Source organism: Streptomyces sp. B15, assembly GCF_018070605.1.
Lineage (GTDB): Bacteria > Actinomycetota > Actinomycetes > Streptomycetales > Streptomycetaceae > Streptomyces > Streptomyces smyrnaeus.
The window spans coordinates 1-25,530 of record NZ_JAGPXJ010000081.1; the positions used below are offsets into that span (position 1 = coordinate 1).

The following is a 25,530-nucleotide window of genomic DNA, read 5'->3' on the forward strand; positions in this document are numbered from 1 at the left end:
TCGTCGACAGGCCGGGGTATCAACATATCTGGCGTTGACTTTTGGCACGCTGTTGAGTTCTCAAGGAACGGACGCTTCCTTCGAAACCATCTCACCGGTTTCTCCGGACGTTTGCCCTTTCGGTGTCCACTACGTTAGCGCGTTTCCCCGGAGACTCATAATCGGGCCCTCGGGGTCAGTTTTCGGCGTACCGAAAGTGACCCCGAATCCGGGGTACGTCGTAGGTAGTGAATGTCCGCTGCGGGGGCCGCTCTCACTGGGCCTTCAGGCCCGTGGCAAGCCGTCCCGTTTCCAGCGACTCGTCCAACGTTAGGCGGTCGGTCGCCCCGCGTCAAGCGCGGGCCGACGAACGGTTCCGGGGCTTGTGTGCCCGGTAGGGGCTCACCGTCGGGTCGTCCGCGAGCCAGAAGCGCCAGGGGTAGTGGGCGGCGTCCCCGCCCACTCCGGTGCGCGGGCCGCTCTTCACCGCGCCCGGGTCCACCTCTTCACCTGCGAGGACACTCAGCGGAGCGGTGTCCTCATGGGTGCACACGTCGGCGCCGTTCAGCTCGCGGTCCACGGCGAGCGCGGTGGCCAGCCGGGCCGGGCCCTTGGCCAGCTCGAGGTCCTTGCGGGCCTTGGGGCGGCGTTCGCGTGCCTGCTCCACTCCCTCCAGCACCTCGCCGGCCCGGATCAGCACACCACTGGCCCGGCCCTCCGGTCCGCAGACGAGGTTGAGGCTGTACCACATGCCGTAGATGAAGTAGACGTACGCGTGACCTGGCGGACCGAACATCGAGGCGTTGCGCTCGGTCCGTCCCCGGTAGGCGTGGGAGCCGGGGTCGGCCTCACCCGCGTAGGCCTCGACCTCTGTGATGCGCAACCGCATACGGCCGTCCGTCGTCGTGCGTACCAGGACGTGTCCGAGAAGGTCGGGGGCGACATCCAGGACAGGACGGTCGAAGAAGGCTCGGGGAAGGTGCGGGTCGCCGCTGGTCGTGCTGGGCTTGCGGTCTCGGCCTGCGATCATGCCGTCCGAGCGTACAAGAATCACTGGTGCTTCCCTGGGGGAAGCCGAAAGGGGAGGACAAGGGGATGGGCTTCAAGAAACTGTTCGCGAGCATGGGGATGGGCGGCGCCTCGGTCGACACGGTGCTGCACGAGCCGCACGCCGTGCCCGGTGGCGTGGTGCAGGGCGAGGTGCGGATCGAGGGGGGCTCGGTCACCCAGGAGATCCAGGCGCTGTCCGTCGGGCTGCAGGCGCGGGTCGAGGTGGAGACGAACGACGGGGAGAGCCACCAGAACATCGAGTTCGGCACCCAGCGGATCGGCGGGGAGCTCACCCTGCAGGAGGGGGCCTCGCATGTGGTGCCCTTCACCCTCGAGGTGCCGTGGGAGACGCCGATCACCATGTTCCAGGGGCAGCAGCTGCGGGGCATGCAGCTCGGAGTGACGACCGAGCTGGCCATCGCGCGGGCGCTGGACTCCTCGGACCTGGACCCGGTGGAGATCCATCCGCTGCCGGCCCAGCAGGCGATCCTGGACGCCTTCGGCCAGCTCGGGTTCCGCTTCAAGGCGGCCGACATGGAGAAGGGGCACATCCGCAACACGCGCCAGCAGCTCCCCTTCTACCAGGAGATCGAGTTCTTCGCGCCGCAGCAGTACCGGGGGCTCAACCAGGTCGAGCTGTCGTTCGTCGCGGACTCGCGCGGGATGGACGTGGTGCTGGAGATGGACAAGAAGCCGGGGCTGTTCTCCGAGGGCAGCGACACCTTCCGCGCCTTCCCGGTGGACTTCGACACCTATCAGCAGACGGACTGGGCCGGGTACCTCAACCAGTGGCTGGCCGAGGTCGGCGGCAAGCGGAACTGGTTCTGAGCCGTCCGCGGACCGTCCGGGAGCCGCGCCGGCCCCGCGATCAGCCCAGGAGGATGCTGAGCGGGGTCTCACGTACCGCCCAGAAGCCGACCGCCGCGGTGAAGACCTCCGCCGCGGCGGCGGCGTCCTCCGGGTCGGCCTGTTCGAATTCCGACCACCCGGTGGCCAGCAGCAGATAGCCGCGGGGCTTGCCCCACCAGGACAGATCGGTGAGCAGATCGGCCAGCGCGTCCCAGTTACGACCGAAGTAGTCGGGGAGCTCCAGGCCCGTGGCGCAACGTTCCATGAAGTCGGCCTTGTTGCCGACCCCGGTCAGGTCCACGACCGTGCCGAACCAGCCCGCGGCATCCGCCTGCATCAGGGCGTCGGGGCCCACCGAGGGCAACCGGTAGACGCCGGGAGGCACCGAGTCGTCGAACAGGCCGGGGAGGTCGGCCTGGGGCAGCTCGGGCAGGTCCACGGGGCTGGTCATGGTCGCACCACCGCTTCGGGGTCTCGTCGTGGTCACTCACCTGATGGCGTTGCCGGCTGCGGGCACAGGGCCGGGGTGTACGGGGTGTGCTGTCGCACCCCGTCATGGTGGCAAAGACAGGTCGTCGGGATCGTTAGGCTGGCCGTTGCAGCGATTCGCGTGACGAGGAGGTTCCCGACGTGACCGACCAGCAACGGCGCCCGCTCCCCCATGACTTCCACCCCCCGGTGCCGTCGATTCGCGTACTGAGCAACGATCTGGCGGACGGCGGCCATCTGGGTACCGCACAGGTGTACGCGGAGGGGAACACCTCGCCGCATCTGCGCTGGGAGGGCTTCCCGGAGGCGACGAAGAGCTTCGCCGTGACCTGCTTCGATCCGGACGCGCCGACCGGCAGCGGGTTCTGGCACTGGTCCGTCTTCGACATCCCCGCCTCGGTGACCGAGCTGCCCACGGGCGCCGGTACGGGTGAGATGAAGGGGCTCCCGGAGGGGGCCGTGCATGTGCGCAACGATTTCGGGACGCGTGACTTCGGCGGGGCGGCGCCGCCGCCCGGTGACGGCCCGCACCGCTACGTCTTCACCGTGTACGCCGTGGACGCCGAGAAGCTCGGCCCGGACGCCGACGCGACGCCCGCCTTCGTCGGGTTCAACCTGCGTTTCCACACGCTGGCGCGCGGTCAGCTGATCGGCGAGTACGAGATCCCCGCGGAGGGCTGACCCCGGCGGGACCGGCCCGCCCCGAAAGAATCCCGTTGCGCCGCGCTGTCCGCGCGGCGCAACGTGTATGAGGGCAGTCGGCACCGCGGCGGATACATCACCGCTCGCGGGGGCGGCAGGCGCTGGTCAGCGCCGCCGTCCGCCGGAGTCCGGCCGGGGGCCGGACGACCGCGCCGACTGCCTTCGGTCTCCGGCCACGAGCGCGCCTCCGCTCCGTGCGCCCTTTGCGAGGTGCCCCCGGTGCCCCTTTTCCACCGTCTGTGACCCGGCGTTGCCGGGTGCTTCATCTCCTGTTCGGCCTGGGGAAATTGCGTTGTCGGCCCGGGTGGACAGCGGCACAGTTGGTGCCACCCCGGCGCGGGCGCGTCCGGGCTGAGACGGGAGAAGGGGAGGCGGTCGGGATGCGGGAGACGCTGGTACTGAACGCGAGCTTCGAGCCGCTGTCGACGGTGTCGCTGCGGCGAGCGGTGGTGCTCGTGATGCGCGAGAAGGCCGTCGTCGAGCAGTCGCATCCCGGGCTGCGGGTGCGTGCGGCGCAGGTCGAGCTGCCGGTGCCGCAGGTGATCAGACTCCGCCGGTATGTGCGGGTGCCCTTCCGACAACGTGCGCCGTGGTCGCGGCGGGGTGTCCTGGTGCGGGACCGGCACCGGTGTGCGTACTGCGGGCGCCGGGCGACCACGGTGGACCACATCGTTCCGCGGTCGCACGGCGGCGGTGACACCTGGCTGAACACGGTGGCCGCGTGTGCGGCGGACAACCACCGCAAGGCGGACAGGACGCCGGGGCAGGCGGGGATGAAACTGCTGGTCAAGCCGTTCGAGCCGACACCGGCCGACGCTCTGTTGCTGGCGCTGGGCCTCAAGGAGGGGGAGTCGCTGCCGGAGTGGCTGACGCTGCCGGCGGCCGCGACGGCCTGAGGGAGGGGCCCGGGGGGCTCGGCAGCGGCCCGCCGAGACTCACCGCAGCAGGAGCTGCGCGATGGCCACCAGGCCGACGGCCACGATGACACCCCGCAGCACTCCGGGGGCCAGCTTGCGTCCGATGCGGGCGCCGAGCTGGCCCCCTGCTGCTGAGCCGACGGCGATCAGCAGGACGGCCGTCCAGTCGAAGTCGGCGACGAAGAGGAAGAAGACGGCCGCCGTGCCGTTGACGACGGCGCCGAGGACGTTCTTGACGGCGTTGATGCGCTGCAGGTCGTCGGGGATGAGCAGCCCCATGAGGGCCAGGTAGATGACGCCCTGCGCCGCGCCGAAGTAGCCGCCGTAGGCGCTGGCGAGGAGTATGCCGCCCTGGAGGGGGGCGCCGCCGTGCGGATGGCCGGTGCTGTTGTCGCGTTCGCGGCGGCGGCGGACGGCGGCGGCCAGTTTGGGCTGGAGGACGACGAGGACCAGGGCGAGGGCGATCAGTACCGGGACGATCGTGTTGAAGGCGCTGGAGGGCAGGGTGAGCAGCAGGATCGCGCCGATGAGCCCGCCGAGGAAGGCGACGGTGCCGAGCCTGAGGACGCGGCGGCCCTGCCCGCGCAGCTCTCGGCGGTAGCCGATGGCTCCGCTGACGGAGCCGGGGACGAGGCCGAGCGAGTTGGAGACGTTGGCCGTCACGGGCGGCAGGCCCGTGGCGAGCAGTACCGGGAAGGTGATGAGGGTGCCGGAGCCGACGATGGTGTTGATGCCTCCGGCGGCGATGCCTGCCGCGCAGACGGCCACGGCCTCCCAGATGGTCACGCGTCAGCCCCTCCGATGATCTGTGTCAGTGACACCGATCATGCCCGAAGGGGCTGCTCGTACGCGCGGGGGTCCGGTTGTTGGACTGCTGGGGCCCCGGCTCGGCTCCGCGCAGCCGGGCGCCGAGGGGTGCCAGGGGATCAGGAGTCGAGCGGGGGCTGCTCGCGCGGGGGCTTGGTGACGCTGGGCGGGGCGGGGGTGCCGCCGCCGTTGCCGCCGCTGCTGCCGCCGGAGTCCGGACGGAAGTTGTCGAGGGCGCCGCCGAGGCCCTTGAGGGCGTCGCCGATCTCGCTGGGGACGATCCAGAGCTTGTTGGCGTCGCCCTCGGCGATCTTCGGGAGCATCTGGAGGTACTGGTAGGAGAGCAGCTTCTGGTCCGGGTCGCCGGCGTGGATGGATTCGAAGACGGTGCGGATGGCCTGCGCCTCACCTTCGGCGCGCAGTGCGGCGGAGCGGGACTCGCCCTCGGCGCGCAGGATGGCCGACTGCTTCTCACCCTCGGCGGTGAGGATCTGCGACTGGCGGACACCCTCGGCCTGGAGGATGGCGGCGCGCTTGTCACGGTCGGCGCGCATCTGCTTCTCCATCGAGTCCTGGATGGAGGTGGGCGGCTCGATGGCCTTCAGCTCGACGCGGTTGACGCGGATGCCCCACTTGCCGGTGGCCTCGTCGAGCACGCCGCGCAGCGCCGCGTTGATCTCCTCGCGGGAGGTGAGCGTCCGCTCCAGGTCCATGCCGCCGATGATGTTGCGCAGCGTGGTGACGGTGAGCTGTTCGATGGCCTGGATGTAGCTGGCGACCTCGTAGGTGGCCGCGCGGGCGTCGGTGACCTGGTAGTAGATGACGGTGTCGATGTTCACCACGAGGTTGTCCTGGGTGATCACCGGCTGCGGGGGGAAGGGGACGACCTGTTCCCTCAGGTCGACGCGGTTGCGGACCGTGTCGATGAAGGGGACGACGATGTTCAGGCCCGCGTTGAGGGTACGGGTGTACCGGCCGAACCGCTCCACGATCGCCGCGCTCGCCTGCGGGATGACCTGGATCGTCTTGATGAGTGCGATGAAGACAAGCACCACCAGGATGATCAGGACGATGATGATGGCGTCCATGGCCTTGCCCCCTGCATGGATTGAAAAGACGCTGCCTGAAGAGTTACTGCCCGTGTGCGGTTGCTCATTGCCATCACATCACGACAGCGGTGGCGCCGTCGATCTCGACCACGTCCACCTGACTGCCCGGCTCGTAGGTCGTCTCCGAGTCGAGCGCGCGGGCCGACCAGATCTCACCGGCGAGCTTGATACGGCCGCTGTCCCTGTCGACCCGCTCCAGCACCACGGCCTGCCGTCCCTTGAGCGCGTCGATCCCGCTGGCCAGTGCGGGACGTTCGGTGCGCATCCGGCGTGCGACGGGCCGCACGACCAGGATCAGGGCTGTGGAGACGATCGCGAAGACGACGACCTGGGCGACCGGGCCGCCGCCGATTCCGGCCGTTCCGGCGGCCGCGACTGCGCCCACCGCCAACATGCCGAACTCGGGCATGGCAGTGATGATGAGCGGGATCCCCAGCGTTGCGGCGGCTACGAGCCACCAGACCCATGCGTCCACACCGCCATGGTAGGCGCACGCTCAGCGCAGCGGCAGGCCCTGTGCCGTCCAGCGCCCGTTCTGCGTCTCGACGACCAGCGGCAGACCGAAGCACAGCGAGAGGTTACGGGAGGTCAGTTCGGTCTCCAGCGGCCCGGCAGCCAGCACGCGTCCCTGGCGGAGCATCAGGACGTGGGTGAAGCCCGGCGGGATCTCCTCGACGTGGTGGGTGACCATCAGCATGGAGGGGGCGTACGGGTCCCGCGCGAGTCGCCCGAGACGGCGTACCAGGTCCTCGCGCCCGCCCAGGTCGAGTCCGGCCGCCGGCTCGTCCAGCAGCAGCAGTTCGGGGTCGGTCATCATGGCGCGCGCGATCATGGTGCGCTTGCGCTCGCCCTCGGAGAGGGTGCCGAACTTGCGGTCCAGGTAGTCGGACATGCCGAGCCGGTCGAGGAAGGCCAGGGCCCGGTCCTCGTCGACCTTGTCGTAGCTCTCCTGCCAGTGCGCGGTCATGCCGTAGGCGGCGGTGAGCACGGTCTCCAGCACGGTCTGGCGGCGGGGCAGCTTCTCGGCCATGGCGATGCTCGCCATGCCGACGCGGGGGCGCAGCTCGAACACGTCGACGCTGCCGAGGCGTTCGCCGAGCACGTCGACCGTGCCGGAGGTCGGGAACAGGTAGCTGGAGGCGAGGTTGAGCAGGGTGGTCTTGCCCGCTCCGTTGGGGCCCAGGATGACCCAGCGTTCGCCCTCCTTGACCGACCAGGAGACATCTTCCACCAGAGCACGTCCGTCGCGGACCACGGATACGTCCACCAGCTCCAGTACTTCGCTCATGAGCGCGTTGTCTCCTATTGCAGTCGCGTTTAGGTGCCTGTGGGCACATTCCCCAGAGGAAAACCTACGCCACCGTGTGCGAAGCCTGTTCCCTAGGCTTCCCTAGTCTGGGTGCATGCTCACAGAACCACGTTCGGGGCGGCTGGCCGCCTGGGGAAACGCGCTGCTGGCCGGACTCGTCTCGCCGGACGAGGCGGCCGAGCGCATCGCGGCGCAGGACGCGCGGCATCGCGTCGTGCTGCCGGGGGACGACGGCGGCCCGGTGGGACTGACACTGGCGCTGGGGCGGCTGCGGTCGCTGGGTGCCGTGGGGTTGCGGGTCGCGCTGCCGGTACCCGGACATCCACTGGGGCTGAGCGGCCCGTCGGAGTTCAACGCGCGGGCGCTGGAGGCCGAGGAGGCGGTACTGGCGCACGGCACCGCCTTCGGTCTGGTGCCCTCGGTGCACGAGGCGGGGCCGGTGGACGCCGGCCCGGAGGACGTGCACACGGAGGTGCTGTGGGAGTGCCTGCCGGTGCGGGAGGCCCCACCCGCCGACGTGCCCTCGCTCGCGGAGGCGGAGCGGGAGCTGGCGGACGCCCTGCGGGAGGCCACGGAGGCGCTCACGCGGCTGGACGTGGCGGGTTCGGGCCCGGTGGCCGAGGCCGCGCTGGAGGCGTACCGGGCGCGAATGGAAGCGGGCAGGCAGCTGCTGGCGCCGGGCTATCCGCCGCGCGCGGTGCGGGTGCTGGAGCTGGCGCAGCGGGTGGGAACCCTGGTGTCGATCGCGTACGGCGACGACGCCGCCCCGGGCGGCGGTCTCGGGGAGCACGGGGGCGCGGTGAGCGCGGCGGAGATGGCGGCCCGTGCCGAGGCGCTGCGGCCGGTGGAGCGTACGGCGCGGCGGGCCCAGGTGGCGGCGTACAACGCCTACGCGGAGGAGCTGGAGCGGCGCCGGGAGGGCGGGCAGGGCTGAGCGGCGCCCGCCCGGCCCTCCGTGGTGCCGGCCCCGCGGGTCAGTCGTTGTGCGTGTGGTTGCCGAAGGCGGGGTTGAGGACGCCGACGACGTTCACCGAGTTGCCGGTGACGTTGACCGGGACGTGCACCGGGGCCTGCACCAGGTTGCCCGAGCCGACGCCGGGCGAGTTGACGGCCTTGCCCTGCGCGCCGGCGTTGTGGGCGAACGCGGAACCGGTGGAGGCACCGGCGGCGACACCGGCGGCGGCGATGACGAGGGCGGCCTTCTTGGCAGTGTTCATGGGGTGTTCTCCCTGTGGATCTGCTGAACCGTGCCCGCGGCCGACCGCCGCGGGCACGCCATGGAGAACGGAGCGGCCGCCGGAAGGGTGCGCAGAAAAGATGACGACCACACGACGGTATGAATCACCCGCCTGGACGTGAACGGCTGACCGATTCCTCCTCCGTCGTCACTCCCCCGCCGCCGTCACCCCGTCACCCCGTGGCGGACCGCCCACAGTGCCGCCTGGGTGCGGTCGGCCAGATCGAGCTTCATCAAGATGTTGGAGACATGGGTCTTGACCGTCTTCTCCGACAGCACGAGCGCGCGGGCGATCTCGCGGTTGGAGCGGCCGTCGGCTATCAGCCCGAGCACCTCGCGCTCCCGCTCGGTCAGCGCGGGGCCACGGCCCGCGCCACCGCTCTGGTCGTCGCTGAGCAGCGCCCCGGCGACCTCGGGCTGCAGCAGTACATGGCCCGCGTGCACGGAGCGGATGGCTCCGGCCAGGGCCTCGGGATCGACGTCCTTGTAGACGTACCCTGCGGCACCGGCGCGCAGGGCCGGGACGACGGTGCGCTGTTCGGTGAAGCTGGTGACGATCAGCACCCGCGCCGGATTGTCCTGGGCGCGCAGCGTACGCAGCGCCTCCACGCCGTCGGTCCCGGGCATCTTGACGTCCATCAGGACGACATCGGGCCGCAGCTGCTCGGCCTGGGCCACGCCCTCGGAGCCGTCCGAGGCCTCTCCGACGACCTCGATGTCGTCCTGCACCTCCAAAAAGGTGCGCAGCCCGCGCCGTACGACCTGGTGGTCGTCGACGAGCAGCACACGGATCGGGTCAGCCACCGGGCACCTCCATTTCGACAACTGTGCCCTTGCCGGGCTCCGACTGGACGGTCAGGGTGCCACCGACGCCGGAGGCCCGGTCCCGCATCGAGACGAGCCCGAGGTGCCGGCCCGCCGAGCGCACGGCGCCCGGGTCGAAACCCGCGCCGTCGTCGGTGACGCTGAGGACGGCGGACGGGCCGCGGCGGGTGAGGGCGACTCGGACATGCGAGGCGTCCGCGTGCCGCAGAGCGTTGTGCAGTGCCTCCTGTGCGACCCGCAGCAGGGCCTCCTCCTGGGCCGCCGGCAGCGCGCGCACGCCCTCGCACTCGAAGTCCACCTCGGCGCTGTGGGCGCGGTCGAGCACCTGGGCCTGGGTACGCAGCGTGGCGACGAGGCCGTCCTCGTCGAGGGCGGCCGGCCGCATCTCGATGACGGCGGCCCGCAGTTCGTCCGCGGCCTCGCCGGACAGCCGTGCCACCTCGTGCAGTTCGGCCTTGGCGCGGGCCGGGTCGCGGTCGACGAGGGCCGTGGCCGCCTGGGCCGTCAGCCGCAGCGAGAACAGTTTCTGGGCCACCGCGTCATGCAGTTCGTGGCCGATGCGGGTGCGTTCCTCGGCGATGGTCAGCTCACGGCTGCGCTCGTACAGACGTGCGTTGGTGAGCGCGATGGCGGCGTGCTGGGCGAGCAGCCGCAGCAGTTCCTCGTCGTCCTCGGTGAAGGCGCAGCCCCGCTCGCTGGAGGCGGGGCGGCGCTGCTCGTGGGGGGCGGGGTCGCAGCGTTTGTTGGCGAGGAAGAGGGCGCCGAGCACCTGCTCGCCGTCGGCGATGGGCATACCGAGGAAGTCGGACATCATGGGGTGCGCCGAGGGCCAGCCGCCGAAGCGGGGATCCTTGCGGACATCGGCGAGGCGCTGCGGGGTGGCCTCGTGCAGCATCGCGGCGAGGATGCCGTGCTGGCGCGGCAGCGGGCCGATGGCCTTCCACTCCTCCTCGCTGACCCCGGCCACCACGAACTGGGCGAAGCCGCCCTGATCGTCGGGCACGCCGAGCGCCGCGTACTCGGCGTCGAGCAGATCGCGGGCCGAGGCGACGATCGTCTGCAGAACGTCGCGTACCTCCAGCCGGCGGTTCATGGCGAGCAGCGCCGCGCTGACCGCGGCGAGCCCTGAGCGAGGGACCATGCTGGTCACCGTACTCGCGCGGGCGGGGCGGCGGGATCGGGCCGGCGGCAGGGGCGGGCCGGGCCGCTGGTCCTAGGTCCGGTGGCGTAGTGCCGGCGACGCCGCAGGGGCTCCCCCGTTCGAGGGAGCCCCTGCGGATGCGCGTCAGACGGTCAGGCGCTCACTTGCGCATGATCTCCGGCTCGTGGCGGCGCAGCAGCCGGATGATGACGAAGTAGCACAGGGCGCCCATCGCCACCAGGATGCCGACGTCCATCATCCACTGGTCCAGCGAGTGGTCCCACAGCGGATCGGTGTTGGTCGGGTCCTTCTTGTCCTGGGGCATCAGCCGGCCGAGCTCGACGGTCGCGCCGAGCGCCGCCATCGCCCACCGGGACGGCATCAGCCAGGCGAACTGCTCCACACCGGGGCTGTCGAACAGCTTGAAGAGGACACCGGTGAAGACGACCTGCACGACGGCGAAGAGCACCAGCAGGATCATCGTCTTCTCGGAGGTCTTCACCAGCGAGGAGATGATCAGGCCGAACATCATCGAGGTGCCGCCGAGCGCGATGGCCACCAGGGTCATCTCGATGGCCGGGTTGGAGGTGAGCAGCCCCTCCTCGGGAAGGTCGCGGGGGAAGAAGCCGACGATGCACATCAGCACGCCCTGGACGGCCGCGACCAGGCCGAGAACGATCACCTTCGACATCAGATAGGCCGACCGGGACAATCCGGTCGCCCGTTCCCGTTCGTAGATGACCCGTTCCTTGATCAGCTCGCGGACCGAGTTGGCCGCACCCGAGAAACAGGCGCCGATGGCGAGGATCAGCAGAATGGGACCGGCGTCACCGTTGGTCTTGCCCGGCGGCGCCGTCAGTCCGTAGTCGGACGGCATCAGGGTGCTGACCAGGCCGAGGAGCAGCGGGGTGACGAAGGACAGCACCAGGAAGGAGCGGTCCGAGGCGATCACCGATGTGTAGCGTCTGATCAGCGTCCACAGCTGGCTGCCCCAGCTCTGCGGCTTCTGCAGCCTGGTCGGCTGCATCGCCTGCTGCTGGGCCGCGTACGGGTCCTGCTGCGGGTGCTGCGCGTCGATGTCGGCCGCGTACATCTGGTAGTGCTGGGAGCCCTGCCAGCGGCCCATCCAGTCGTAGTCGCGGTAGTTCTCGAAGGCGGAGAAGACATCCGCCCACGAGTCGTAGCCGAAGAAGTTCAGCGCCTCCTCGGGCGGACCGAAGTAGGCCACACCGCCGCCCGGCGCCATCACCAGGAGCTTGTCACACAGTCCCAGCTCGGCCACCGAGTGGGTGACGACCAGCACGGTGCGGCCGTCGTCGGCCATCCCGCGCAGCAGCTGCATGACATCGCGGTCCATGCCCGGGTCGAGGCCCGAGGTGGGCTCGTCCAGGAAGATCAGCGACGGCTTGGTGAGCAGCTCCAGGGCGACGGAGACGCGCTTGCGCTGGCCGCCGGAGAGCGAGGTGACACGCTTGTCGGCGTGGATGTCGAGCTTGAGCTCGGCCAGCACCTCCTCCACCCGGGCGTTGCGCTCGGCCTCCGCGACGTCGCCGGGGAAGCGGAGCTTGGCCGCGTAGCGCAGCGCGGTGCGGACCTTCAGCTCCTTGTGCAGGATGTCGTCCTGCGGGACGAGTCCGATGCGCTGCCGCAGCTCGGCGAACTGCTTGTAGAGGTTCCGGTTGTCGTAGAGGACCTCGCCGACGTCGGCCGGACGGTATCCGGTCAGCGCCCGCAGCAGCGTGGACTTGCCCGAGCCGGACGGGCCGATCACGCCTATCAGGGACTTCTCGGGGACGCCGAAGGTGACGTTGTTGAGGATGACCTTGCCGCCGTCGACCTTCACCGTCAGGTGGCGGGCCGAGAAGGACACGTCGCCGGTGTCGACGAACTCCTCCAGCCGGTCCCCGACCAGCCGGAAGGTGGAGTGGCCGATGCCGACGATGTCCTGTGGCGTGATGGCCACCGTGCCGGACTTGGGGATCGGCTGACCGTTGACGTAGGTGCCGTTGTGGCTGCCGAGGTCGCGGATCTCGGCGCGGCCGTCGGGCGAGGCACGGAACTCGGCGTGGTGCCGGGAGACCTGCAGGTCGGAGACGACCAGCTCGTTCTCCAGCGCACGGCCGATGCGCATCACCCGGCCGAGTGACAGCTGGTGGAAGGTGGTCGGGCTGCGGTCACCCGCGCCGTGTGGGGCACCACCGTCCATGCCGTGCGGGCCGCCCATGCCCTGCTGAGCGGGACCGCCCTGCGGCATCTGCTGCTGCGGCGGCACGTGCTGCTGGGGCGGCTGCTGCATCTGCTGCTGCGGCATCTGCTGGGGCGGCTGCTGTGCGTACTGCTGCGGAGGTACCTGCTGCGGTGCCTGCTGCATTTGCTGGGGCGGTGCCTGCTGCATCTGAGGAGCCTGCTGCTGCCAGCCGGGATGCGGCTGCTGGGGCTGCGGCGGCTGCTGTCCCCAGCCGGGGCCGCCCTGGGCGCCGGCCTGCGGCTGCTGGGCCGGGCCGCCGTGCTGGGCTGCGGCCTGCGCCGCCTGGGGCTGCCCGTGCGACGGCTGTTGCTGACCCTGCTGCTGGTACTGCGGCGCCGTCTGCCCACCGTGCATCCCGCCGGCCGACGCCTGGCCGTCGCCGGCCCCGCCGGAGAAACCGAGGCGCGGGCCGTCGGCGGCGTTGCCCAGATGAACATTCATGCCGGGGGCGAGCTCCAGCTGCTGTACCCGCCGCCCCTGCACATACGTGCCGTTGGTGCTGCCGTGATCCTCAATGACCCAGGCGCGCCCTCCCCAGCGCACCGTGGCGTGCCGCCAGGAGACCCTGGCGTCCTCGATCACCACGTCCCCCTGCGGATCGCGGCCGAGGGAATAGGCCCTGGACGGATCGAGCGTCCAGGTCTGTCCGTTCAATTCCAGTACGAGTTCCGGCACTCCATGCCCCAAAAGTTGTCCCCCGAGGTACCCCCTGCAGAGAGGGAGTCTAGGGATGGCGAACATCGTGAGGAACTATTTCAGGCTCGGCCGCCCGACAGGAAGCCGGGCCAGCAGTAGGGACCAGGCTGTAACCGTTCCGTCCAGGGAATGTGGGAGAGCCCGTGCGCATTCCGGCCAGGAATGGGACGGGAATGGGCTCCGCCGTCGATGTCGCCGATGTCCGCCCCGATCGTCACCGATCGCCGCTGAACCCGACCGATACGGACAAGAGGGCAGGAGCGGCACGGAGCGCGGCCCTGGAGCGGGGCCGCGGTCGGCCCCGACAGGGAAGCGGGGCCGGGCGGCGGTACTGTGAGAGAACCATGAGCACACCTGTGGCCCAGCCCCCGTCGTACGCCGACACTCCGACCCTGCTGGTCAAGATCTTCGGCAAGGACCGGCCCGGCATCACCGCCGGCCTCTTCGACACCCTCGCGGCCTTCGCCGTCGAGGTCGTCGACATCGAGCAGCTCGTCACCCGCGGCCGGATCACCCTGTGCGCCCTGGTGACCGCGCCCAGCACCGGCACCGGCTCGGAGGGCGAGCTGCGCGCGACGGTGCACAGCTGGGCCGAATCGATGAATCTGACCGCCGAGATCATCTCCGGCACCGGCGACAACCGGCCCCGAGGCACCGGCCGTTCACACGTCACCGTGCTGGGCCACCCGCTCACCGCGGAGTCGACCGCCGCCATAGCGGCCAGCATCACCTCCACGGGCGGCAACATCGACCGTATCTTCCGGCTCGCCAAATACCCGGTGCTCGCGGTCGAGTTCGACGTCTCGGGCACGGAGACGGCGCTGCTGCGCACCTCCCTGGCGCTGGAGGCCGCCAAGTACGGCGTCGATGTGGCCGTCGTCGCCTCGGGGCTGCAGCGACGGGCGCAGCGGCTGGTCGTGATGGATGTGGACTCCACCCTCATCCAGGACGAGGTGATCGAGCTGTTCGCGGCCCACGCCGGCTGCGAGGCGCAGGTCGCCGAGGTGACGGCGCGGGCGATGCGCGGCGAACTGGACTTCGAGCAGTCGCTGCACGCGCGGGTGGAACTCCTGGCGGGGCTCGACGCATCGGTCGTCGACAAGGTGCGCGACGAGGTGCGGCTCACCCCGGGGGCGCGCACTTTGATCCGTACGCTCAAGCGGCTCGGCTTCCAGGTGGGGGTCGTCTCCGGCGGCTTCACCCAGGTGACGGACGCGCTGCAGGAGGAGCTGGGGCTGGACTTCGCCTCCGCCAACACGCTGGAGATCGTCGACGGGAAGCTGACGGGGCGGGTCACCGGGGAGATCGTCGACCGCGCGGGCAAGGCCCGGCTGCTGCGCCGGTTCGCCGACGAGGCCGGGGTGCCGCTGGCGCAGACCGTCGCCATCGGTGACGGCGCCAACGACCTGGACATGCTCAACACCGCGGGGCTCGGCGTCGCCTTCAACGCCAAGCCCCTGGTACGCGAGGCCGCCCACACGGCGGTGAACGTGCCGTTCCTGGACACGGTGCTCTATCTGCTGGGCATCACCCGCGAGGAGGTCGAGGCCGCGGACGGCCCCGAGGTGGACAGGATCGCGTAACCCGCCCCGCCCCACCTCGCTGCTGAGGCCCTCGCCCGTGCGGTGCCGCACAGGGGTGCGGTGCTGTCATTCGTGCGGTGACCAGAAGTGGGTCAGCTCCGCGCTGCCCGGCTCCACCGACTTCCAGGAGCCGGTGTACCGCAGGATGGCGACTGCCGCCGTGGGGAAGCCACGGGCCATCCGCTCCTGTGCCTGCTGGTCGGCGGCGCCGGCGAGCACGTCGGCGACGGACTGCATCCCTGGGTTGTGGCCGATGATCAGCAAGTCCCGCACTTCGTCGGCGACTTCGTTGATGACCTCGATGATCTGGCCGGGGGGCGCCTCGTAGAGACGCTCCTCGTACACCGTCTTGGGTCGCTGGGGTAGATGCGAGACGACCAGCTTCCACGTCTCGCGGGTACGGGTGGCTGTCGAGCAGAGGGTGAGTTGCGGGGTGATGCCCTGGCCGGCGAGCCATTCGCCCGCCGCGGGGGCGTCCAGGCGGCCTCGCTCGGCGAGGGGCCGCTCGTGATCCGCCACCTGGGGCCAGTCCGCCTTGGCGTGCCGGAGAAGGACGATACTGCGGGGCACATCGACGCTCATGTGTCCCAGCTTCGCATGAAACGCGCTGACAGGCGCGGGGTGTTGAACGGTCGGTCCCCCACGGGTGACGGACGGTGACACGCTGCTCACCCGGTCGCCGGGGCGGCCACCGGGTCACCCGAACGGATCAGCCCACCAAGGAACCCCACAGATGGGCGAGGAGGGACAGCAGCGGGCTGTCTGCGGCGCGCTGGGCGGCGTCCGCCTGCCCCCCGCCCACCAGGAGGACGAGCAGCAGGACGAAGCCGAGCACCGGAAGCAGCAGTGCCCACCAGGGCAGCCGCGTCTGCGCGGCGTCCGACCGCCTGCCGTCCGACTGCGCGGACTCCGACCGTGTGGCGTCCGACCGCGTGGCGCCCGGGGCCGGGCGGTTCCTGCTCCGGTCCGATGTGAGGTGCGCGGGGGCCGTCATGTGGCTCGCCTCCGGTTCCGTGGGTGGTGCTGGTCCTTCTTGTACTTCTCGACGGTACGGAGGAGGGAGGCCCGGTCCCATCCGGTGACCCACCCAGTTACCCCTGAAGCCAACCCCCTAGGGGATGGTGGTGCCAGCCCCACCCCCGGCAGGCGGCCGAGGGGCGTCAGGCAGCCCGGGCAACCGGCGCCGGAGCGGGGTGGAGGGCGGGATCAGCCGGCGGCGATGCTGGCGATCACACCGATGACAACGGTGACGGCCATCATCGCGCCGAAGATCAACAGGAGCTTCTTCTGCGGTTCCGGGGGATCGGGTTCGAGCACTGGCATGTGAGCCAGTGTCGCACTCAGCGTCCCTCCTCGATGACCCGGTCCCTGCCCGCCAGCAGCCCCGTCGCCATCTGGGCGAGCATCAGCGCGGTCATCAGCAGGAGCGGCATGTGCCAGCCGCCGCTGAGATCGTGCAGCGAGCCGACGAGCAGCGGCCCGGGGATCGAGATCAGATAGCCGGTGCTCTGTGCGAACGCGGAGAGCTTGACGACGCCGGCGTTGGACCGCGACCGCATACCGATCATGGTGAGGGCCAGTGGGAAGGCGCAGTTGGAGACGCCCAGCACCAGGGCCCAGATCCAGGCACCGGCGGCGGGGGCGAACCACAGGCCCGCGTAGCCGGCCAGGCCGCAGACGCCGAGCGCGAGCACCAGCGGACCCTGGTGCCGCATCCGGGCGGCCACCTTCGGCAGGACGAAGGAGAGCGGGACGCCCATGCCCATCGTCACCGCGAGCATCACACCGGCGGCCGAGGCGGAGACCCCGGCGTCGCGGAAGATCTGCGGCAGCCAGCCCATGGTGATGTAGGCGGCGGACGCCTGGAGGCCGAAGAAGACACCGAGGGCCCACGCGGTGGGCGACTTGGTGATCCGCAGCCCCGGTGCCGCGCCCGTACCCGCCGCGGGGCCCGCCGGTGTGCGCCCTGTGGCGCGGCCCCGGGCGCGGGCCTCGGTGGCGGCCTCGCCCTCGGCGGTCTGCTCGGGGACGGCCTCCTGGGCGGCCCGCGGCTCAGGGGTGCGCGCCGAGCGGTTCCGGGAGATCACGGCCCATGGGACGACGGCGACAGCGGCCAGCACCGCCCAGACGCCCAGTCCCACGCGCCAGCTGCCGCCGAGCGCGTCGGTCATCGGCACGGTGACGGCGGCGGCGCCGGCCGTGCCCAGGGCGAGCGCCATCGAGTAGAGCCCGGTCATGGACCCGACCCGGTCGGGGAACCAGTGCTTGACCACCACGGGCATCAGCACGTTGCTCACCGCGATCCCGGCGAGGGCGAGCATGGTGGCGGCCAGGAAGGTGGCGGTGCCGCCCGCCAGCGGCCGCAGTGCGAGCCCGAGGGCGATGGCGACCATGCCGCCCAGCACGACGAAGGCCGCGCCGCGACGGCGGGCCAACCGGGGGGCGAGGCCGCCGAAGACGGCGAAGCAGAGCGAGGGCACGGAGGTCAGCAGACCGGCGACGGTGCCGTTCATGTGCAGCCCGCGACGGACCTCCTCCAGCAGCGGGCCGAGGCCGGATATGGCGGGACGCAGATTGAGCGCGGCGATCACCATTCCCACGGCGACGAGGCCGAGCAGCCAGCGGGGTCCCGCGGGGGCCGCGGCACCGGGAGGGGGAGGCACCGCCGGGGTGGCGGCGGGGCGTCCGGGGGCGGTGCGGGTCCCCAGTTCGGTGGTGGATGCGGAGTTCCTGCTGTCGTCGTCTGCCATTGCCATGCGGCCCATCATAGAATCATGGGATGAATACCGGCCAATCGATTACTCCGCCCCCGCCGCCCCCGCTCTCCGCTCCCCGGCGCGCGCCGTTGGCCGCCCAGGTGATCGCGACGCTGCGGCAGCAGATCACCTCGGGCCAGTGGCCGGTCGGCAGCCGTATCCCGACCGAGCCGGAGCTGGTCGAGCAGCTGGGGGTGGCCCGGAACACGGTGCGGGAGGCGGTGCGCGCCCTGGCGCACAACGGGCTGCTGGACATCCGGCAGGGCTCGGGCACCTATGTGGTGGCGACCAGCGAGCTGGCCGGAGTGATGCACCGCAGATTCGCCGGGGCCGACCTGGGGCACGTCGCCGAGCTGCGGTCGGCGCTGGAGACGGCGGGTGCCAGGCTGGCGGCACGCCGGCGTACGGACGCGGATCTGCGGCAGCTCGACGGGCTGCTGGCCCGCCGGGAGGCGGCGTGGGACTCGGGGGAGGTCGAGCCCTTCATCGACGCCGACCGGAATCTGCACATGGGCGTGGTCTCCGCCTCGCACAACGAGGTGCTGACGGCGGTCTACGCCGACCTCGCCGAGGTGCTGCGGGCCTACCTCCGGCAGGACATCGGCGAGGAGCTGCGCCAGGAGGACTACATGGATCACGCCCGGCTGCTGGAGGCCATCCGGGCACAGGACGCGGACGCCGCCTCAAAGGAGGCGGCGTCGCACACGGCGGAATGGGGCTGCCTGTAGCCGTCCGGCGGCCCAGGTCTCCCCTCGAAGGTCGAGCGGGCTCAGGCCCCCATCATGTGGACGCCGCCGTCCACATGGACGATCTCGCCCGTGGTCCTGGGGAAGAAGTCCGACAGCAGGGCGACGACGCCGCGGCCGGCCGGGTCCGGATCGGTCAGCTCCCAGCCGATCGGAGCGCGGTGGTTCCACACGTCGGCCAGTTCCTCGAAGCCCGGGATGGACTTGGCGGCCATCGACTTGATGGGCCCGGCCGAGACGAGGTTGCAGCGGATGCCCTTCGGACCCAGGTCGCGCGCCAGGTAACGGCTGGTGGACTCCAGGGCAGCCTTGGCCACGCCCATCCAGTCGTACTTCGGCCAGGCGATCTGCGCGTCGAAGGTGAGGCCGACGACGGAGCTGCCCTCGTGCATCAGCGGCAGGCAGGCCATGGTGAGCGACTTGAGCGAGTACGCCGAGATCTGCACGGCGGTGCTGACGTCCTCCCAGGTGCCGCCGAGGAAGTCGAAGGCGCCCTGCGGACCGAAGGCGATCGAGTGCACGATGCCGTCCACCCGCGCGTCCGCGCCCCAGTGCTCGCGGATCTTGTCGGCAAGCCCGTCCAGGTGCTCCTGGTTGCTGACATCCAGCTCGATGACGGGCACGGCCTCGGGCAGCCGCTTGGCGATCCGCTCCACCAGGGAGAGCCGGCCGTAGCCGGTGAGGATGACCTCGGCACCCTGCTCCTGTGCGACCTTCGCCGCGTGGAAGGCGATCGACCCGTCGGTGATGACGCCGGTGACAAGAATCCGCTTTCCAGCGAGGATTCCGCTCATGTTCAGTGACCCATGCCCAATCCGCCGTCCACGGGAATGACGGCTCCGGTGATGTACGCGGCCTCGTCGGACGCCAGGAAGCGGACCGAGGAGGCGACCTCCTCCGGCGTGGCGTAGCGGCCCAGCGGCACCTGCTTGACGATCTCCTCGCGCTGCTCGTCGGTGAGCGCACGGGTCATGTCGGTGTCGACGAAGCCGGGCGCGACGACGTTGCAGGTGATGTTGCGGGAGCCCAGCTCGCGGGAGATCGAGCGGGCGAAGCCCACCAGTCCCGCCTTGGACGCCGCGTAGTTGGCCTGGCCGGCCTGGCCCATCAGGCCGACGACCGAGGAGATCAGCACGATGCGGCCCTTACGGGCCCGCAGCATGGCGCGGGAAGCCCGCTTGACCACCCGGTAGGTGCCGGTGAGGTTGGTGTCGACGACCGAGGCGAAGTCGTCCTCGGACATCCGCAGCAGCAGCTGGTCGCGGGTAACACCCGCGTTGGCGACGAGCACCTCGACCGCGCCCTGCTTCTCCTCGATCTCCTTGTACGCCTGCTCCACCTGCTCCGGCTCGGTGATGTCGCACTTGACGCCGAGGAAGCCCTCGGGCGGCTCTCCGGAGCGGTAGGTGACGGCGACCTTGTCGCCTGCCTCGGCGAAGGCACGGGCGATGGCCAGGCCGATGCCGCGGTTCCCTCCGGTCACGAGCACTGAGCGGCTCACTGTGTGACCACCCTTTCTGCTTCTGCTGTCGCGGTCTGTCGCAAAGAGAACCTATCCGGCGCGGCCAGGTCGCGGGCACTCGGGCACGGACAGGGGCGTCTACGGCCTCCTGTGGGGTCCCTACAGAAACGCCGTCCCGAGCGCGGGGGCGAACCGCCGTGGGCGTCGGTGTCGGTGGGGGCGCATAGACTTCCCGTGACCGTGTTGAGCAACCACCACACCAGGACAGTGACGTGACACGCCTCGGCGACTCCGTACAGCGCGCCAGTGAGCTGCTGGCCCAGGACCTCTCCTCCGACGCCAATGTCGAGCGGCTGCTCGCGGAGACCGGGACGCGGCGCTATCTGGACCTGAGCGATCTGCCGGCCAAGGAGCAGGCGGAGCTGATCGGTGCCCGCTCGGTCGAACTGCTGCCGTCGGTCGACAAGCTCGCCGAGCGGATCGAGGAGCGCGCGGCCCAGGGCAAGGGGCTGCACATCAAGCTGGGTATCGACCCGACGGCGGCGGATGTGCACCTGGGGCACGCGGTGCCGGTGATCGTGCTCAGCCGGTTCCAGCGGATGGGCCACGACGTCACGCTGATCATCGGCGACTTCACCGCCAAGATCGGCGACCCCTCCGGCCGTACGGCCGAGCGCCCACCGCTGACCGACGAGGACATCGCCCGGAACCTGTCGGGCTACCAGGAACAGGTGCGGCCCTTCTTCGACTTCGAGAAGGTGCGGTTCGCGCACAACAGCGACTGGCTCGCCCCCTACACCCTGCCGAAGCTGCTGGGGCTGCTGGCGCAGGTGCCGGTCTCCTCGCTGCTCCAGCGGGAGGACTTCCGCAACCGGCTCTCGGAGGGCTCGGGCCTGACGATGTCCGAGCTGCTCTACCCCGTCGCCCAGGCCCTCGACTCGGTCGAGCTGGCCTGCGACGTTGAGCTGGGCGGTGTCGACCAGCTGCTCAACCTGCAGATGGGCCGCCGGGTGATGGAGGCGCACGGGCAGCAGCCGCAGCTCGTGGTCACCATGCCGCTGGTCGAGGGCACCGACGGCTCGGGCGCGAAGATGTCCAAGTCCAAGGGCAACTACGTGGGTCTGAACAGCGCGCCCGACGAGGTGTTCGGCAAGATCATGTCGATCCCGGACCGGCTGATGGTCCCCTACCTGCGGGCCTGGACCGAGTGGACGGACGCCGAGATCGACCAGGCGACGACCCGGATCGAGGCGGGTTCGCTGCACCCCATGGATCTGAAGAAGGTCCTGGCGGGCGAGGTCGTCGCGGCCCTGCACGGCGTGCCCGCCGCGATGGCGGCCCGCGCCCACTTCGTGGCGCAGTTCTCCAAGAAGTCGTTCTCCGACGTGGAGACGCTGCCCTTCGTGGAGGTGGCCGAGCACGGCGAAGAGGGTGTCGCCGCGGTGCTGACGAAGGTCCTGGAGTTCACCCCGAGCGCGTCGGCGGCCCGCCGGATCGCGAAGCAGAGCGGGCTGCGGCTGATCGTCGAGAGGGGCGGTCAGGAGCAGCAGAAGGTCGTGCTCTCCGAGGCGGAGGCGCTGCGTCCGCTGGCCGAGGTCGCCCGGGAGGCGGTCGCCGCGCAGGGAGGCGGCGCGGCCGACGCGGTGTATCTGAAGGCGGGCCGCAAGGTCGCCGAGATCCGCGGTCTGTGACGGTGCGCGGCGGGTCGGCCGGCCGGGCCGTACCCCGGCCCTCCGGTCGGGGTACGCAGTCTGCCGGACCCGCCGGGCCGCCGTTGTACGCAGCGCGGCCGAGCCGGTCCGCCCGGCGCCCCGGTCTCGTGGCGGACACCTCCGAGGCGTACCGTGGAAAGGGTCCGGATCTCCGTGCTCCGTCGCGGGGAACGGCAGGTGAGCAGGTGGTGGAATGTGATGCGCAAGCAGCACCAGCCGGAGGTTTTCCGGATCACCGGGGCCCGTCAGGGTCTGCAGGAGGACGTGCGTGGGAGACAGCGTCGCTATGTGATCTCCATGCTGGTCCGCACGGTCGCCGTCGTGCTCACCGTGGTGTTGTGGAACGTCGAGCGTCCGCTGGCGGTGGGGACGCTGGTGCTGGGCCTGGTCCTGCCGTACGTCGCGGTCGTGATCGCCAACGCGGGCCGGGAGAACGCTCCTTCGGCGCCGCCGACGGTCCCGCCGCCTCCTCCTGGTGAGGCGTTGGAGGCTTCACGGGTGACCAAGGCGGAGGACGAATCCGCCGAAGCGGGGGGCGAAACCGCCACGGAAGCGGCTCAGTCGGCCTCGAACGAGGCGACGAGTGACCGCAGTTGATCTGGTTCTTCGCACAAAGCTCAAGAAAACCTCAGATCAATCCTGCGGTTCCGGTGCACTGCGGCCGCTCCCGCATGCCATACTTCATGTGCGCTCCGCATCCCCCGTCGGAGCGATGGACCGACGCCGGGCGGCTCCCCCCGTGGCTGCCCGGCGTCGCTTAATGTCCGGAGCGTGAGGGAGGATGGCGGCGTGATCCCTTCCGCCTCCCCCTCCGACGAGGGGCCCGACACCCCGATCTGCTCCGCCAAGGGCTGCCGCGAGCCGGCCGTGTGGGTGCTTGCCTGGAACAATCCGAAGCTGCACACCCCTGAGCGCCGCAAGACGTGGCTGGCGTGCGAGGAGCACCGCGAACATCTGTCGACGTTCCTCGGCATGCGCGGCTTTCTGAAGGACACCGTGCCGTTGGCCGAGTGGGAGTCGGCCGACGGCGACTGAGTCGGCCGGCGGCGGCAGGGTCAGCCGCCGATCGCGGACATCGGGCGCTGGGGCTGGACGAACGAGGGGTCGTCGATCCCGGCGCCCGCCTTCTTGCCCCACATCGCCTTGCGCCACAGCGCCGCGATCTGGGCGTCGGACGCACCGCCGCGCAGCGCGCCACGCAGATCCGACTCCTCCGTGGCGAACAGACAGGTGCGCACCTGCCCGTCGGCCGTCAGCCGGGTGCGGTCGCAGGCCCGGCAGAACGGCCGGGTGACCGAGGCGATGACGCCGACCCGCTGCGGGCCGCCGTCCACCAGCCAGCGCTCGGCGGGGGCCGAGCCGCGCTCCTCCTGACCCTCGGGGGTGAGGGTGAAGCGGGTGCGCAGCGAGGCGAGGATGTCGCCCGCGGTGATCATGCCCTCGCGTTGCCAGCCGTGCTGGGCGTCGAGCGGCATCTGCTCGATGAATCGCAGCTCGTAGTCCTCCCGCAGCGCCCAGGCGAGCAGATCGGGGGCCTCCTGGTCGTTGAGGCCGGGCATCAGCACCGCGTTCACCTTCACGGGGGCCAGCCCCGCCTCCCGCGCCGCGGCCAGTCCGCGCAGCACGTCGGCGTGGCGCTTGCGGCGCGTCATGCGCTGGAACGTCTCCGGGTCGAGGGTGTCGAGTGAGACGTTCACCCGGTCCAGGCCCGCCTCGCGCAGCGCCACCGCGGTGCGCTCCAGACCGATGCCGTTGGTGGTCAGCGACATTTTGGGACGGGGCTCCAGCTCGGCGCAGCGCGCGACGATGCTCGTCAGTCCGGGGCGCAGCAGGGGCTCGCCGCCGGTGAAGCGGACCTCGGTGACGCCGAGGTCCGTGGTGGCGATCCGGACCAGCCGCACGATCTCGTCGTCCGTCAGCAGCTGTGGCTTGGCCAGCCACTGCAGCCCTTCCTCCGGCATGCAGTAGGTGCAGCGCAGATTGCAGCGGTCGGTCAGCGAGACGCGCAGGTCGGTGGCGACCCGGCCGTAGGTGTCGAGCAGCATGCTGACGGCCCTCCCAGGTGCGTGATCTGCTTCGCAGCGTAGGTCACGTCTGTGACATCCGACAGCGCCGATTGTTGCGTCCTCGCACCTGAGAGGGGCGACCGCCGGGGAGGGCCGCATACGCGGGCCCTCCCCGAGAGCAGTCCTGCCCACAGGGTGCGGTCCCCGGCGCCGGGGACCGCACCCGGGCGGCTCAGTGGGCGCCCACTCCGGTCATGGAGCGGACCTCGAGTTCGGCGTACTTGGCGCCGCCGGCGCCCTCGTCCTTGGACAGGAGGGAGCCGAGCCAGCCGAGGAAGAAGCCGAGGGGGATGGAGATGAGGCCGGGGTTCTGCAGGGGGAACCAGGCGAAGTCGACATCCGGGAACATCGAGGTCTCCTTGCCGGTGACCACCGGCGAGAAGAAGACCAGGAACACGGAGGAGAACAGTCCGCCGTAGATGGACCACAGGGCGCCGGTGGTGGTGAAGCGCTTCCAGAACAGGCTGTAGAGGAGGGTGGGCAGATTCGCGGAGGCCGCCACGGCGAAGGCCAGTGCGACCAGTCCCGCGACGTTGAGCTTGCCGGCGAAGATGCCCAGGCCGATGGCCACACCTCCGATGATGACGGCCGAGACCCGGGCGGCCTTGACTTCTTCCTTCTCGGTGGCTTTGCCCCTGCGGATGACGTTGGCGTACAGGTCGTGCGCGAAGGAGGAGGAAGAGGCGAGGGTCAGTCCGGCGACCACGGCGAGGATGGTGGCGAAGGCGACAGCGGAGATCATCGCCAGCAGCACGGCGCCCCCGGTCGAGTCGGCGCCGCCGCCGATCTCCTGGGCGAGCAGGGGAGCCGCGGTGTTGCCCGCCGCGTTGGAGTCGGTGATGGTCTTCGGGCTGAGCAGCGCGGCGGCGCCGAAGCCGAGCGCGATGGTCATCAGATAGAAGACGCCGATGATGCCGATGGCCCAGTTCACCGACTTCCGGGCCGCCTTGGCGGTGGGCACGGTGTAGAAGCGGATGAGGATGTGCGGCAGCCCGGCGGTGCCCAGGACGAGGGCGATGCCGAGGGAGATGAAGTCGATCTTCGAGGTCGTCGAGACGCCGTATTTGAGTCCGGGTTCCAGGAACGACGCCCCCTTCCCACTGTTCTCGGCGGCGGCGCCGAGCAGCGAGGAGAGGTTGTAGTTGAACTTGTGGAACACCAGCACGGTGATGATGACCGTGCCGCCGATGAGCAGGCACGCCTTGATCATCTGGACCCAGGTGGTGCCCTTCATACCGCCGATCGTCACGTAGAGGATCATGACGATGCCGACGAAGACGACGATCAGGTTCTTGCCGGCCTCACCCGTGATGCCCAGCAGCAGAGCGACCAGTGCGCCCGCGCCGACCATCTGGGCGAGCAGGTAGAAGATCGAGACGACGATGGTGGAGACGCCGGCCGCGGTCCGCACCGGGCGCTGCCGCATCCGGTAGGCCAGCACGTCACCCATGGTGTAGCGGCCGGAGTTGCGCAGTGGTTCGGCCACCAGCAGCAGGGCCACCAGCCAGGCGACGAGGAAGCCGATGGAGTACAGGAATCCGTCGTATCCCGACAGCGCGATGGCGCCGGCGATGCCGAGGAAGGACGCGGCCGACATGTAGTCGCCGGAGATGGCCAGGCCGTTCTGGAAGCCGCTGAACTGCCGGCCGCCCGCGTAGAAGTCGTTGGCGCCCTTGGTCGTGCGGCCGGCCCAGACGGTGACACCGAGGGTGGCTACCACAAAGATGGAGAAAAGGGTGATGATCAGCGGGCGGTGTTCGCTCGCTCCCTCGGCCGCCAGCTGGGTGAGGGGTGCGGCGAACTGGTGGGTGGGACTCATGCCTCGTCCTCCTGACCGGCGAGCTCGC

Annotated in this window: 27 protein-coding genes; 9 read left to right on the top strand and 18 right to left on the bottom strand. The window is 70.5% G+C overall.

Annotated elements, in window-relative coordinates:
* Nucleotides 1-331 precede the first annotated feature (331 nt).
* A complete protein-coding gene (locus KBY19_RS28015; protein WP_210956148.1) occupies nt 332-1,009 on the bottom strand; it encodes a DNA-3-methyladenine glycosylase in 678 nt (225 codons plus the stop codon).
* A 65-nt stretch (nt 1,010-1,074) separates the two neighbouring features.
* Between KBY19_RS28015 and KBY19_RS28020 the strand changes: the two genes are divergently transcribed.
* Nucleotides 1,075-1,857 carry a sporulation protein gene (locus KBY19_RS28020; RefSeq protein ID WP_185016470.1) on the top strand — a complete coding sequence of 261 codons (783 nt, stop codon included), beginning with the start codon at nt 1,075-1,077 and terminating at the stop codon, nt 1,855-1,857.
* Between the two features lie 40 nt (nt 1,858-1,897).
* Here KBY19_RS28020 and KBY19_RS28025 read toward each other — a convergent pair whose 3' ends face one another.
* Entirely contained in the window at nt 1,898-2,329 is a 432-nt protein-coding gene (locus KBY19_RS28025; protein ID WP_099879299.1) for a barstar family protein, read from the bottom strand.
* Nucleotides 2,330-2,508: 179 nt separating this feature from the next.
* On the opposite strand from KBY19_RS28025, the gene KBY19_RS28030 reads away from it, so the two are divergent.
* Together KBY19_RS28030 and KBY19_RS28035 are read left to right on the top strand one after the other, a co-directional pair.
* Nucleotides 2,509-3,048, top strand: a complete 540-nt coding sequence (locus KBY19_RS28030; protein WP_099879301.1) for a YbhB/YbcL family Raf kinase inhibitor-like protein — start codon at nt 2,509-2,511, stop codon at nt 3,046-3,048.
* Between the two features lie 401 nt (nt 3,049-3,449).
* Nucleotides 3,450-3,965: an HNH endonuclease gene (locus KBY19_RS28035; RefSeq protein WP_099879303.1), complete on the top strand. Its 516-nt coding sequence runs from the start codon at nt 3,450-3,452 to the stop codon at nt 3,963-3,965.
* Between the two features lie 39 nt (nt 3,966-4,004).
* Here KBY19_RS28035 and KBY19_RS28040 read toward each other — a convergent pair whose 3' ends face one another.
* The 4 genes from KBY19_RS28040 to KBY19_RS28055 all read right to left on the bottom strand — a co-directional run bounded on the left by KBY19_RS28040 (nt 4,005) and on the right by KBY19_RS28055 (nt 7,190).
* Nucleotides 4,005-4,772 (bottom strand): sulfite exporter TauE/SafE family protein, encoded by a 768-nt coding sequence (locus tag KBY19_RS28040; RefSeq protein WP_099879305.1) that lies wholly within the window; start codon nt 4,770-4,772, stop codon nt 4,005-4,007.
* A 140-nt stretch (nt 4,773-4,912) separates the two neighbouring features.
* Nucleotides 4,913-5,881, bottom strand: coding sequence for an SPFH domain-containing protein (locus KBY19_RS28045; protein ID WP_185016472.1), 969 nt, complete (start codon nt 5,879-5,881; stop codon nt 4,913-4,915).
* 73 nt (nt 5,882-5,954) lie between these two features.
* A complete protein-coding gene (locus tag KBY19_RS28050; protein ID WP_099879309.1) occupies nt 5,955-6,377 on the bottom strand; it encodes an NfeD family protein in 423 nt (140 codons plus the stop codon).
* 21 nt (nt 6,378-6,398) lie between these two features.
* Entirely contained in the window at nt 6,399-7,190 is a 792-nt protein-coding gene (locus tag KBY19_RS28055) for an ABC transporter ATP-binding protein (protein ID WP_099879311.1), read from the bottom strand.
* 115 nt (nt 7,191-7,305) lie between these two features.
* Between KBY19_RS28055 and KBY19_RS28060 the strand changes: the two genes are divergently transcribed.
* Nucleotides 7,306-8,145, top strand: coding sequence for a hypothetical protein (locus KBY19_RS28060; RefSeq protein ID WP_210966964.1), 840 nt, complete (start codon nt 7,306-7,308; stop codon nt 8,143-8,145).
* Nucleotides 8,146-8,185: 40 nt separating this feature from the next.
* On the opposite strand, the gene KBY19_RS28065 is transcribed toward KBY19_RS28060, so the two are convergent.
* The 4 genes from KBY19_RS28065 to KBY19_RS28080 all read right to left on the bottom strand — a co-directional run bounded on the left by KBY19_RS28065 (nt 8,186) and on the right by KBY19_RS28080 (nt 13,349).
* Nucleotides 8,186-8,428 carry a chaplin gene (locus KBY19_RS28065; protein WP_099879315.1) on the bottom strand — a complete coding sequence of 81 codons (243 nt, stop codon included), beginning with the start codon at nt 8,426-8,428 and terminating at the stop codon, nt 8,186-8,188.
* A gap of 185 nt (nt 8,429-8,613) precedes the next feature.
* A complete protein-coding gene (locus tag KBY19_RS28070; protein ID WP_099879317.1) occupies nt 8,614-9,252 on the bottom strand; it encodes a response regulator transcription factor in 639 nt (212 codons plus the stop codon).
* Nucleotides 9,245-10,414 (bottom strand): GAF domain-containing sensor histidine kinase, encoded by a 1,170-nt coding sequence (locus KBY19_RS28075; protein WP_210956144.1) that lies wholly within the window; start codon nt 10,412-10,414, stop codon nt 9,245-9,247. The genes KBY19_RS28070 and KBY19_RS28075 overlap by 8 nt, the downstream gene beginning before the upstream one ends.
* A 160-nt stretch (nt 10,415-10,574) precedes the next feature.
* On the bottom strand, nt 10,575-13,349 hold the full coding sequence (locus KBY19_RS28080) for an FHA domain-containing protein (protein WP_210966965.1): 2,775 nt from the start codon (nt 13,347-13,349) through the stop codon (nt 10,575-10,577).
* 353 nt (nt 13,350-13,702) lie between these two features.
* Between KBY19_RS28080 and serB the strand changes: the two genes are divergently transcribed.
* A complete protein-coding gene (gene serB / locus KBY19_RS28085; RefSeq protein WP_099879322.1) occupies nt 13,703-14,941 on the top strand; it encodes a phosphoserine phosphatase SerB in 1,239 nt (412 codons plus the stop codon).
* A gap of 66 nt (nt 14,942-15,007) precedes the next feature.
* Here serB and KBY19_RS28090 read toward each other — a convergent pair whose 3' ends face one another.
* From KBY19_RS28090 to KBY19_RS28100, 4 genes are all read right to left on the bottom strand, one after another.
* A complete protein-coding gene (locus KBY19_RS28090) occupies nt 15,008-15,523 on the bottom strand; it encodes a histidine phosphatase family protein (RefSeq protein WP_099879324.1) in 516 nt (171 codons plus the stop codon).
* A 127-nt stretch (nt 15,524-15,650) separates the two neighbouring features.
* On the bottom strand, nt 15,651-15,935 hold the full coding sequence (locus KBY19_RS28095; protein WP_099879326.1) for a hypothetical protein: 285 nt from the start codon (nt 15,933-15,935) through the stop codon (nt 15,651-15,653).
* A gap of 212 nt (nt 15,936-16,147) precedes the next feature.
* Nucleotides 16,148-16,264, bottom strand: coding sequence for an SGM_5486 family transporter-associated protein (locus tag KBY19_RS37350; RefSeq protein ID WP_280635113.1), 117 nt, complete (start codon nt 16,262-16,264; stop codon nt 16,148-16,150).
* A 17-nt stretch (nt 16,265-16,281) separates the two neighbouring features.
* The gene (locus KBY19_RS28100) at nt 16,282-17,697 is read right to left on the bottom strand and encodes an MFS transporter (RefSeq protein ID WP_180289586.1); all 1,416 of its coding nucleotides are present in this window, start codon (nt 17,695-17,697) and stop codon (nt 16,282-16,284) included.
* A gap of 23 nt (nt 17,698-17,720) precedes the next feature.
* On the opposite strand from KBY19_RS28100, the gene KBY19_RS28105 reads away from it, so the two are divergent.
* The gene (locus KBY19_RS28105) at nt 17,721-18,425 is read left to right on the top strand and encodes a FadR/GntR family transcriptional regulator (RefSeq protein ID WP_185016479.1); all 705 of its coding nucleotides are present in this window, start codon (nt 17,721-17,723) and stop codon (nt 18,423-18,425) included.
* A gap of 41 nt (nt 18,426-18,466) precedes the next feature.
* On the opposite strand, the gene fabI is transcribed toward KBY19_RS28105, so the two are convergent.
* Together fabI and fabG are read right to left on the bottom strand one after the other, a co-directional pair.
* Nucleotides 18,467-19,237, bottom strand: a complete 771-nt coding sequence (gene fabI / locus KBY19_RS28110; protein WP_185016480.1) for an enoyl-ACP reductase FabI — start codon at nt 19,235-19,237, stop codon at nt 18,467-18,469.
* Nucleotides 19,238-19,239: 2 nt separating this feature from the next.
* Nucleotides 19,240-19,944, bottom strand: coding sequence for a 3-oxoacyl-[acyl-carrier-protein] reductase (gene fabG, locus KBY19_RS28115; protein ID WP_099879335.1), 705 nt, complete (start codon nt 19,942-19,944; stop codon nt 19,240-19,242).
* Nucleotides 19,945-20,177: 233 nt separating this feature from the next.
* On the opposite strand from fabG, the gene tyrS reads away from it, so the two are divergent.
* From tyrS to KBY19_RS28130, 3 genes are all read left to right on the top strand, one after another.
* Nucleotides 20,178-21,596, top strand: a complete 1,419-nt coding sequence (gene tyrS, locus KBY19_RS28120) for a tyrosine--tRNA ligase (protein ID WP_099879337.1) — start codon at nt 20,178-20,180, stop codon at nt 21,594-21,596.
* Nucleotides 21,597-21,815: 219 nt separating this feature from the next.
* Nucleotides 21,816-22,214: a DUF3099 domain-containing protein gene (locus KBY19_RS28125; protein ID WP_099879339.1), complete on the top strand. Its 399-nt coding sequence runs from the start codon at nt 21,816-21,818 to the stop codon at nt 22,212-22,214.
* Between the two features lie 192 nt (nt 22,215-22,406).
* Nucleotides 22,407-22,652: a hypothetical protein gene (locus KBY19_RS28130; RefSeq protein ID WP_185016482.1), complete on the top strand. Its 246-nt coding sequence runs from the start codon at nt 22,407-22,409 to the stop codon at nt 22,650-22,652.
* A gap of 20 nt (nt 22,653-22,672) precedes the next feature.
* On the opposite strand, the gene moaA is transcribed toward KBY19_RS28130, so the two are convergent.
* Nucleotides 22,673-23,662, bottom strand: coding sequence for a GTP 3',8-cyclase MoaA (gene moaA / locus KBY19_RS28135; protein ID WP_099879343.1), 990 nt, complete (start codon nt 23,660-23,662; stop codon nt 22,673-22,675).
* A gap of 193 nt (nt 23,663-23,855) precedes the next feature.
* Nucleotides 23,856-25,502 (bottom strand): cation acetate symporter, encoded by a 1,647-nt coding sequence (locus KBY19_RS28140; protein ID WP_099879345.1) that lies wholly within the window; start codon nt 25,500-25,502, stop codon nt 23,856-23,858.
* Between the last annotated feature and the right edge of the window lie 28 nt (nt 25,503-25,530).

Excerpts from the sequence above, each read along its gene's own strand:
- KBY19_RS28025 (WP_099879299.1), bottom strand. The coding sequence starts at position 2,329 with ATGACCAGCCCCGTGGACCTGCCCGAGCTGCCCCAGGCCGACCTCCCC.
- KBY19_RS28140 (WP_099879345.1), bottom strand. The coding sequence starts at position 25,502 with ATGAGTCCCACCCACCAGTTCGCCGCACCCCTCACCCAGCTGGCGGCC.
- fabI (WP_185016480.1), bottom strand. The coding sequence starts at position 19,237 with ATGAGCGGAATCCTCGCTGGAAAGCGGATTCTTGTCACCGGCGTCATC.
- KBY19_RS28105 (WP_185016479.1), top strand. The coding sequence starts at position 17,721 with ATGAATACCGGCCAATCGATTACTCCGCCCCCGCCGCCCCCGCTCTCC.
- KBY19_RS28020 (WP_185016470.1), top strand. The coding sequence starts at position 1,075 with ATGGGCTTCAAGAAACTGTTCGCGAGCATGGGGATGGGCGGCGCCTCG.
- KBY19_RS28090 (WP_099879324.1), bottom strand. The coding sequence starts at position 15,523 with ATGAGCGTCGATGTGCCCCGCAGTATCGTCCTTCTCCGGCACGCCAAG.
- KBY19_RS28035 (WP_099879303.1), top strand. The coding sequence starts at position 3,450 with ATGCGGGAGACGCTGGTACTGAACGCGAGCTTCGAGCCGCTGTCGACG.
- KBY19_RS28100 (WP_180289586.1), bottom strand. The coding sequence starts at position 17,697 with ATGGCAATGGCAGACGACGACAGCAGGAACTCCGCATCCACCACCGAA.
- moaA (WP_099879343.1), bottom strand. The coding sequence starts at position 23,662 with ATGCTGCTCGACACCTACGGCCGGGTCGCCACCGACCTGCGCGTCTCG.
- serB (WP_099879322.1), top strand. The coding sequence starts at position 13,703 with ATGAGCACACCTGTGGCCCAGCCCCCGTCGTACGCCGACACTCCGACC.
- KBY19_RS28095 (WP_099879326.1), bottom strand. The coding sequence starts at position 15,935 with ATGACGGCCCCCGCGCACCTCACATCGGACCGGAGCAGGAACCGCCCG.
- KBY19_RS28015 (WP_210956148.1), bottom strand. The coding sequence starts at position 1,009 with ATGATCGCAGGCCGAGACCGCAAGCCCAGCACGACCAGCGGCGACCCG.
- KBY19_RS28045 (WP_185016472.1), bottom strand. The coding sequence starts at position 5,881 with ATGGACGCCATCATCATCGTCCTGATCATCCTGGTGGTGCTTGTCTTC.
- KBY19_RS28060 (WP_210966964.1), top strand. The coding sequence starts at position 7,306 with ATGCTCACAGAACCACGTTCGGGGCGGCTGGCCGCCTGGGGAAACGCG.
- KBY19_RS28075 (WP_210956144.1), bottom strand. The coding sequence starts at position 10,414 with ATGGTCCCTCGCTCAGGGCTCGCCGCGGTCAGCGCGGCGCTGCTCGCC.
- KBY19_RS28065 (WP_099879315.1), bottom strand. The coding sequence starts at position 8,428 with ATGAACACTGCCAAGAAGGCCGCCCTCGTCATCGCCGCCGCCGGTGTC.
- KBY19_RS28055 (WP_099879311.1), bottom strand. The coding sequence starts at position 7,190 with ATGAGCGAAGTACTGGAGCTGGTGGACGTATCCGTGGTCCGCGACGGA.
- KBY19_RS28125 (WP_099879339.1), top strand. The coding sequence starts at position 21,816 with ATGCGCAAGCAGCACCAGCCGGAGGTTTTCCGGATCACCGGGGCCCGT.
- KBY19_RS37350 (WP_280635113.1), bottom strand. The coding sequence starts at position 16,264 with ATGCCAGTGCTCGAACCCGATCCCCCGGAACCGCAGAAGAAGCTCCTG.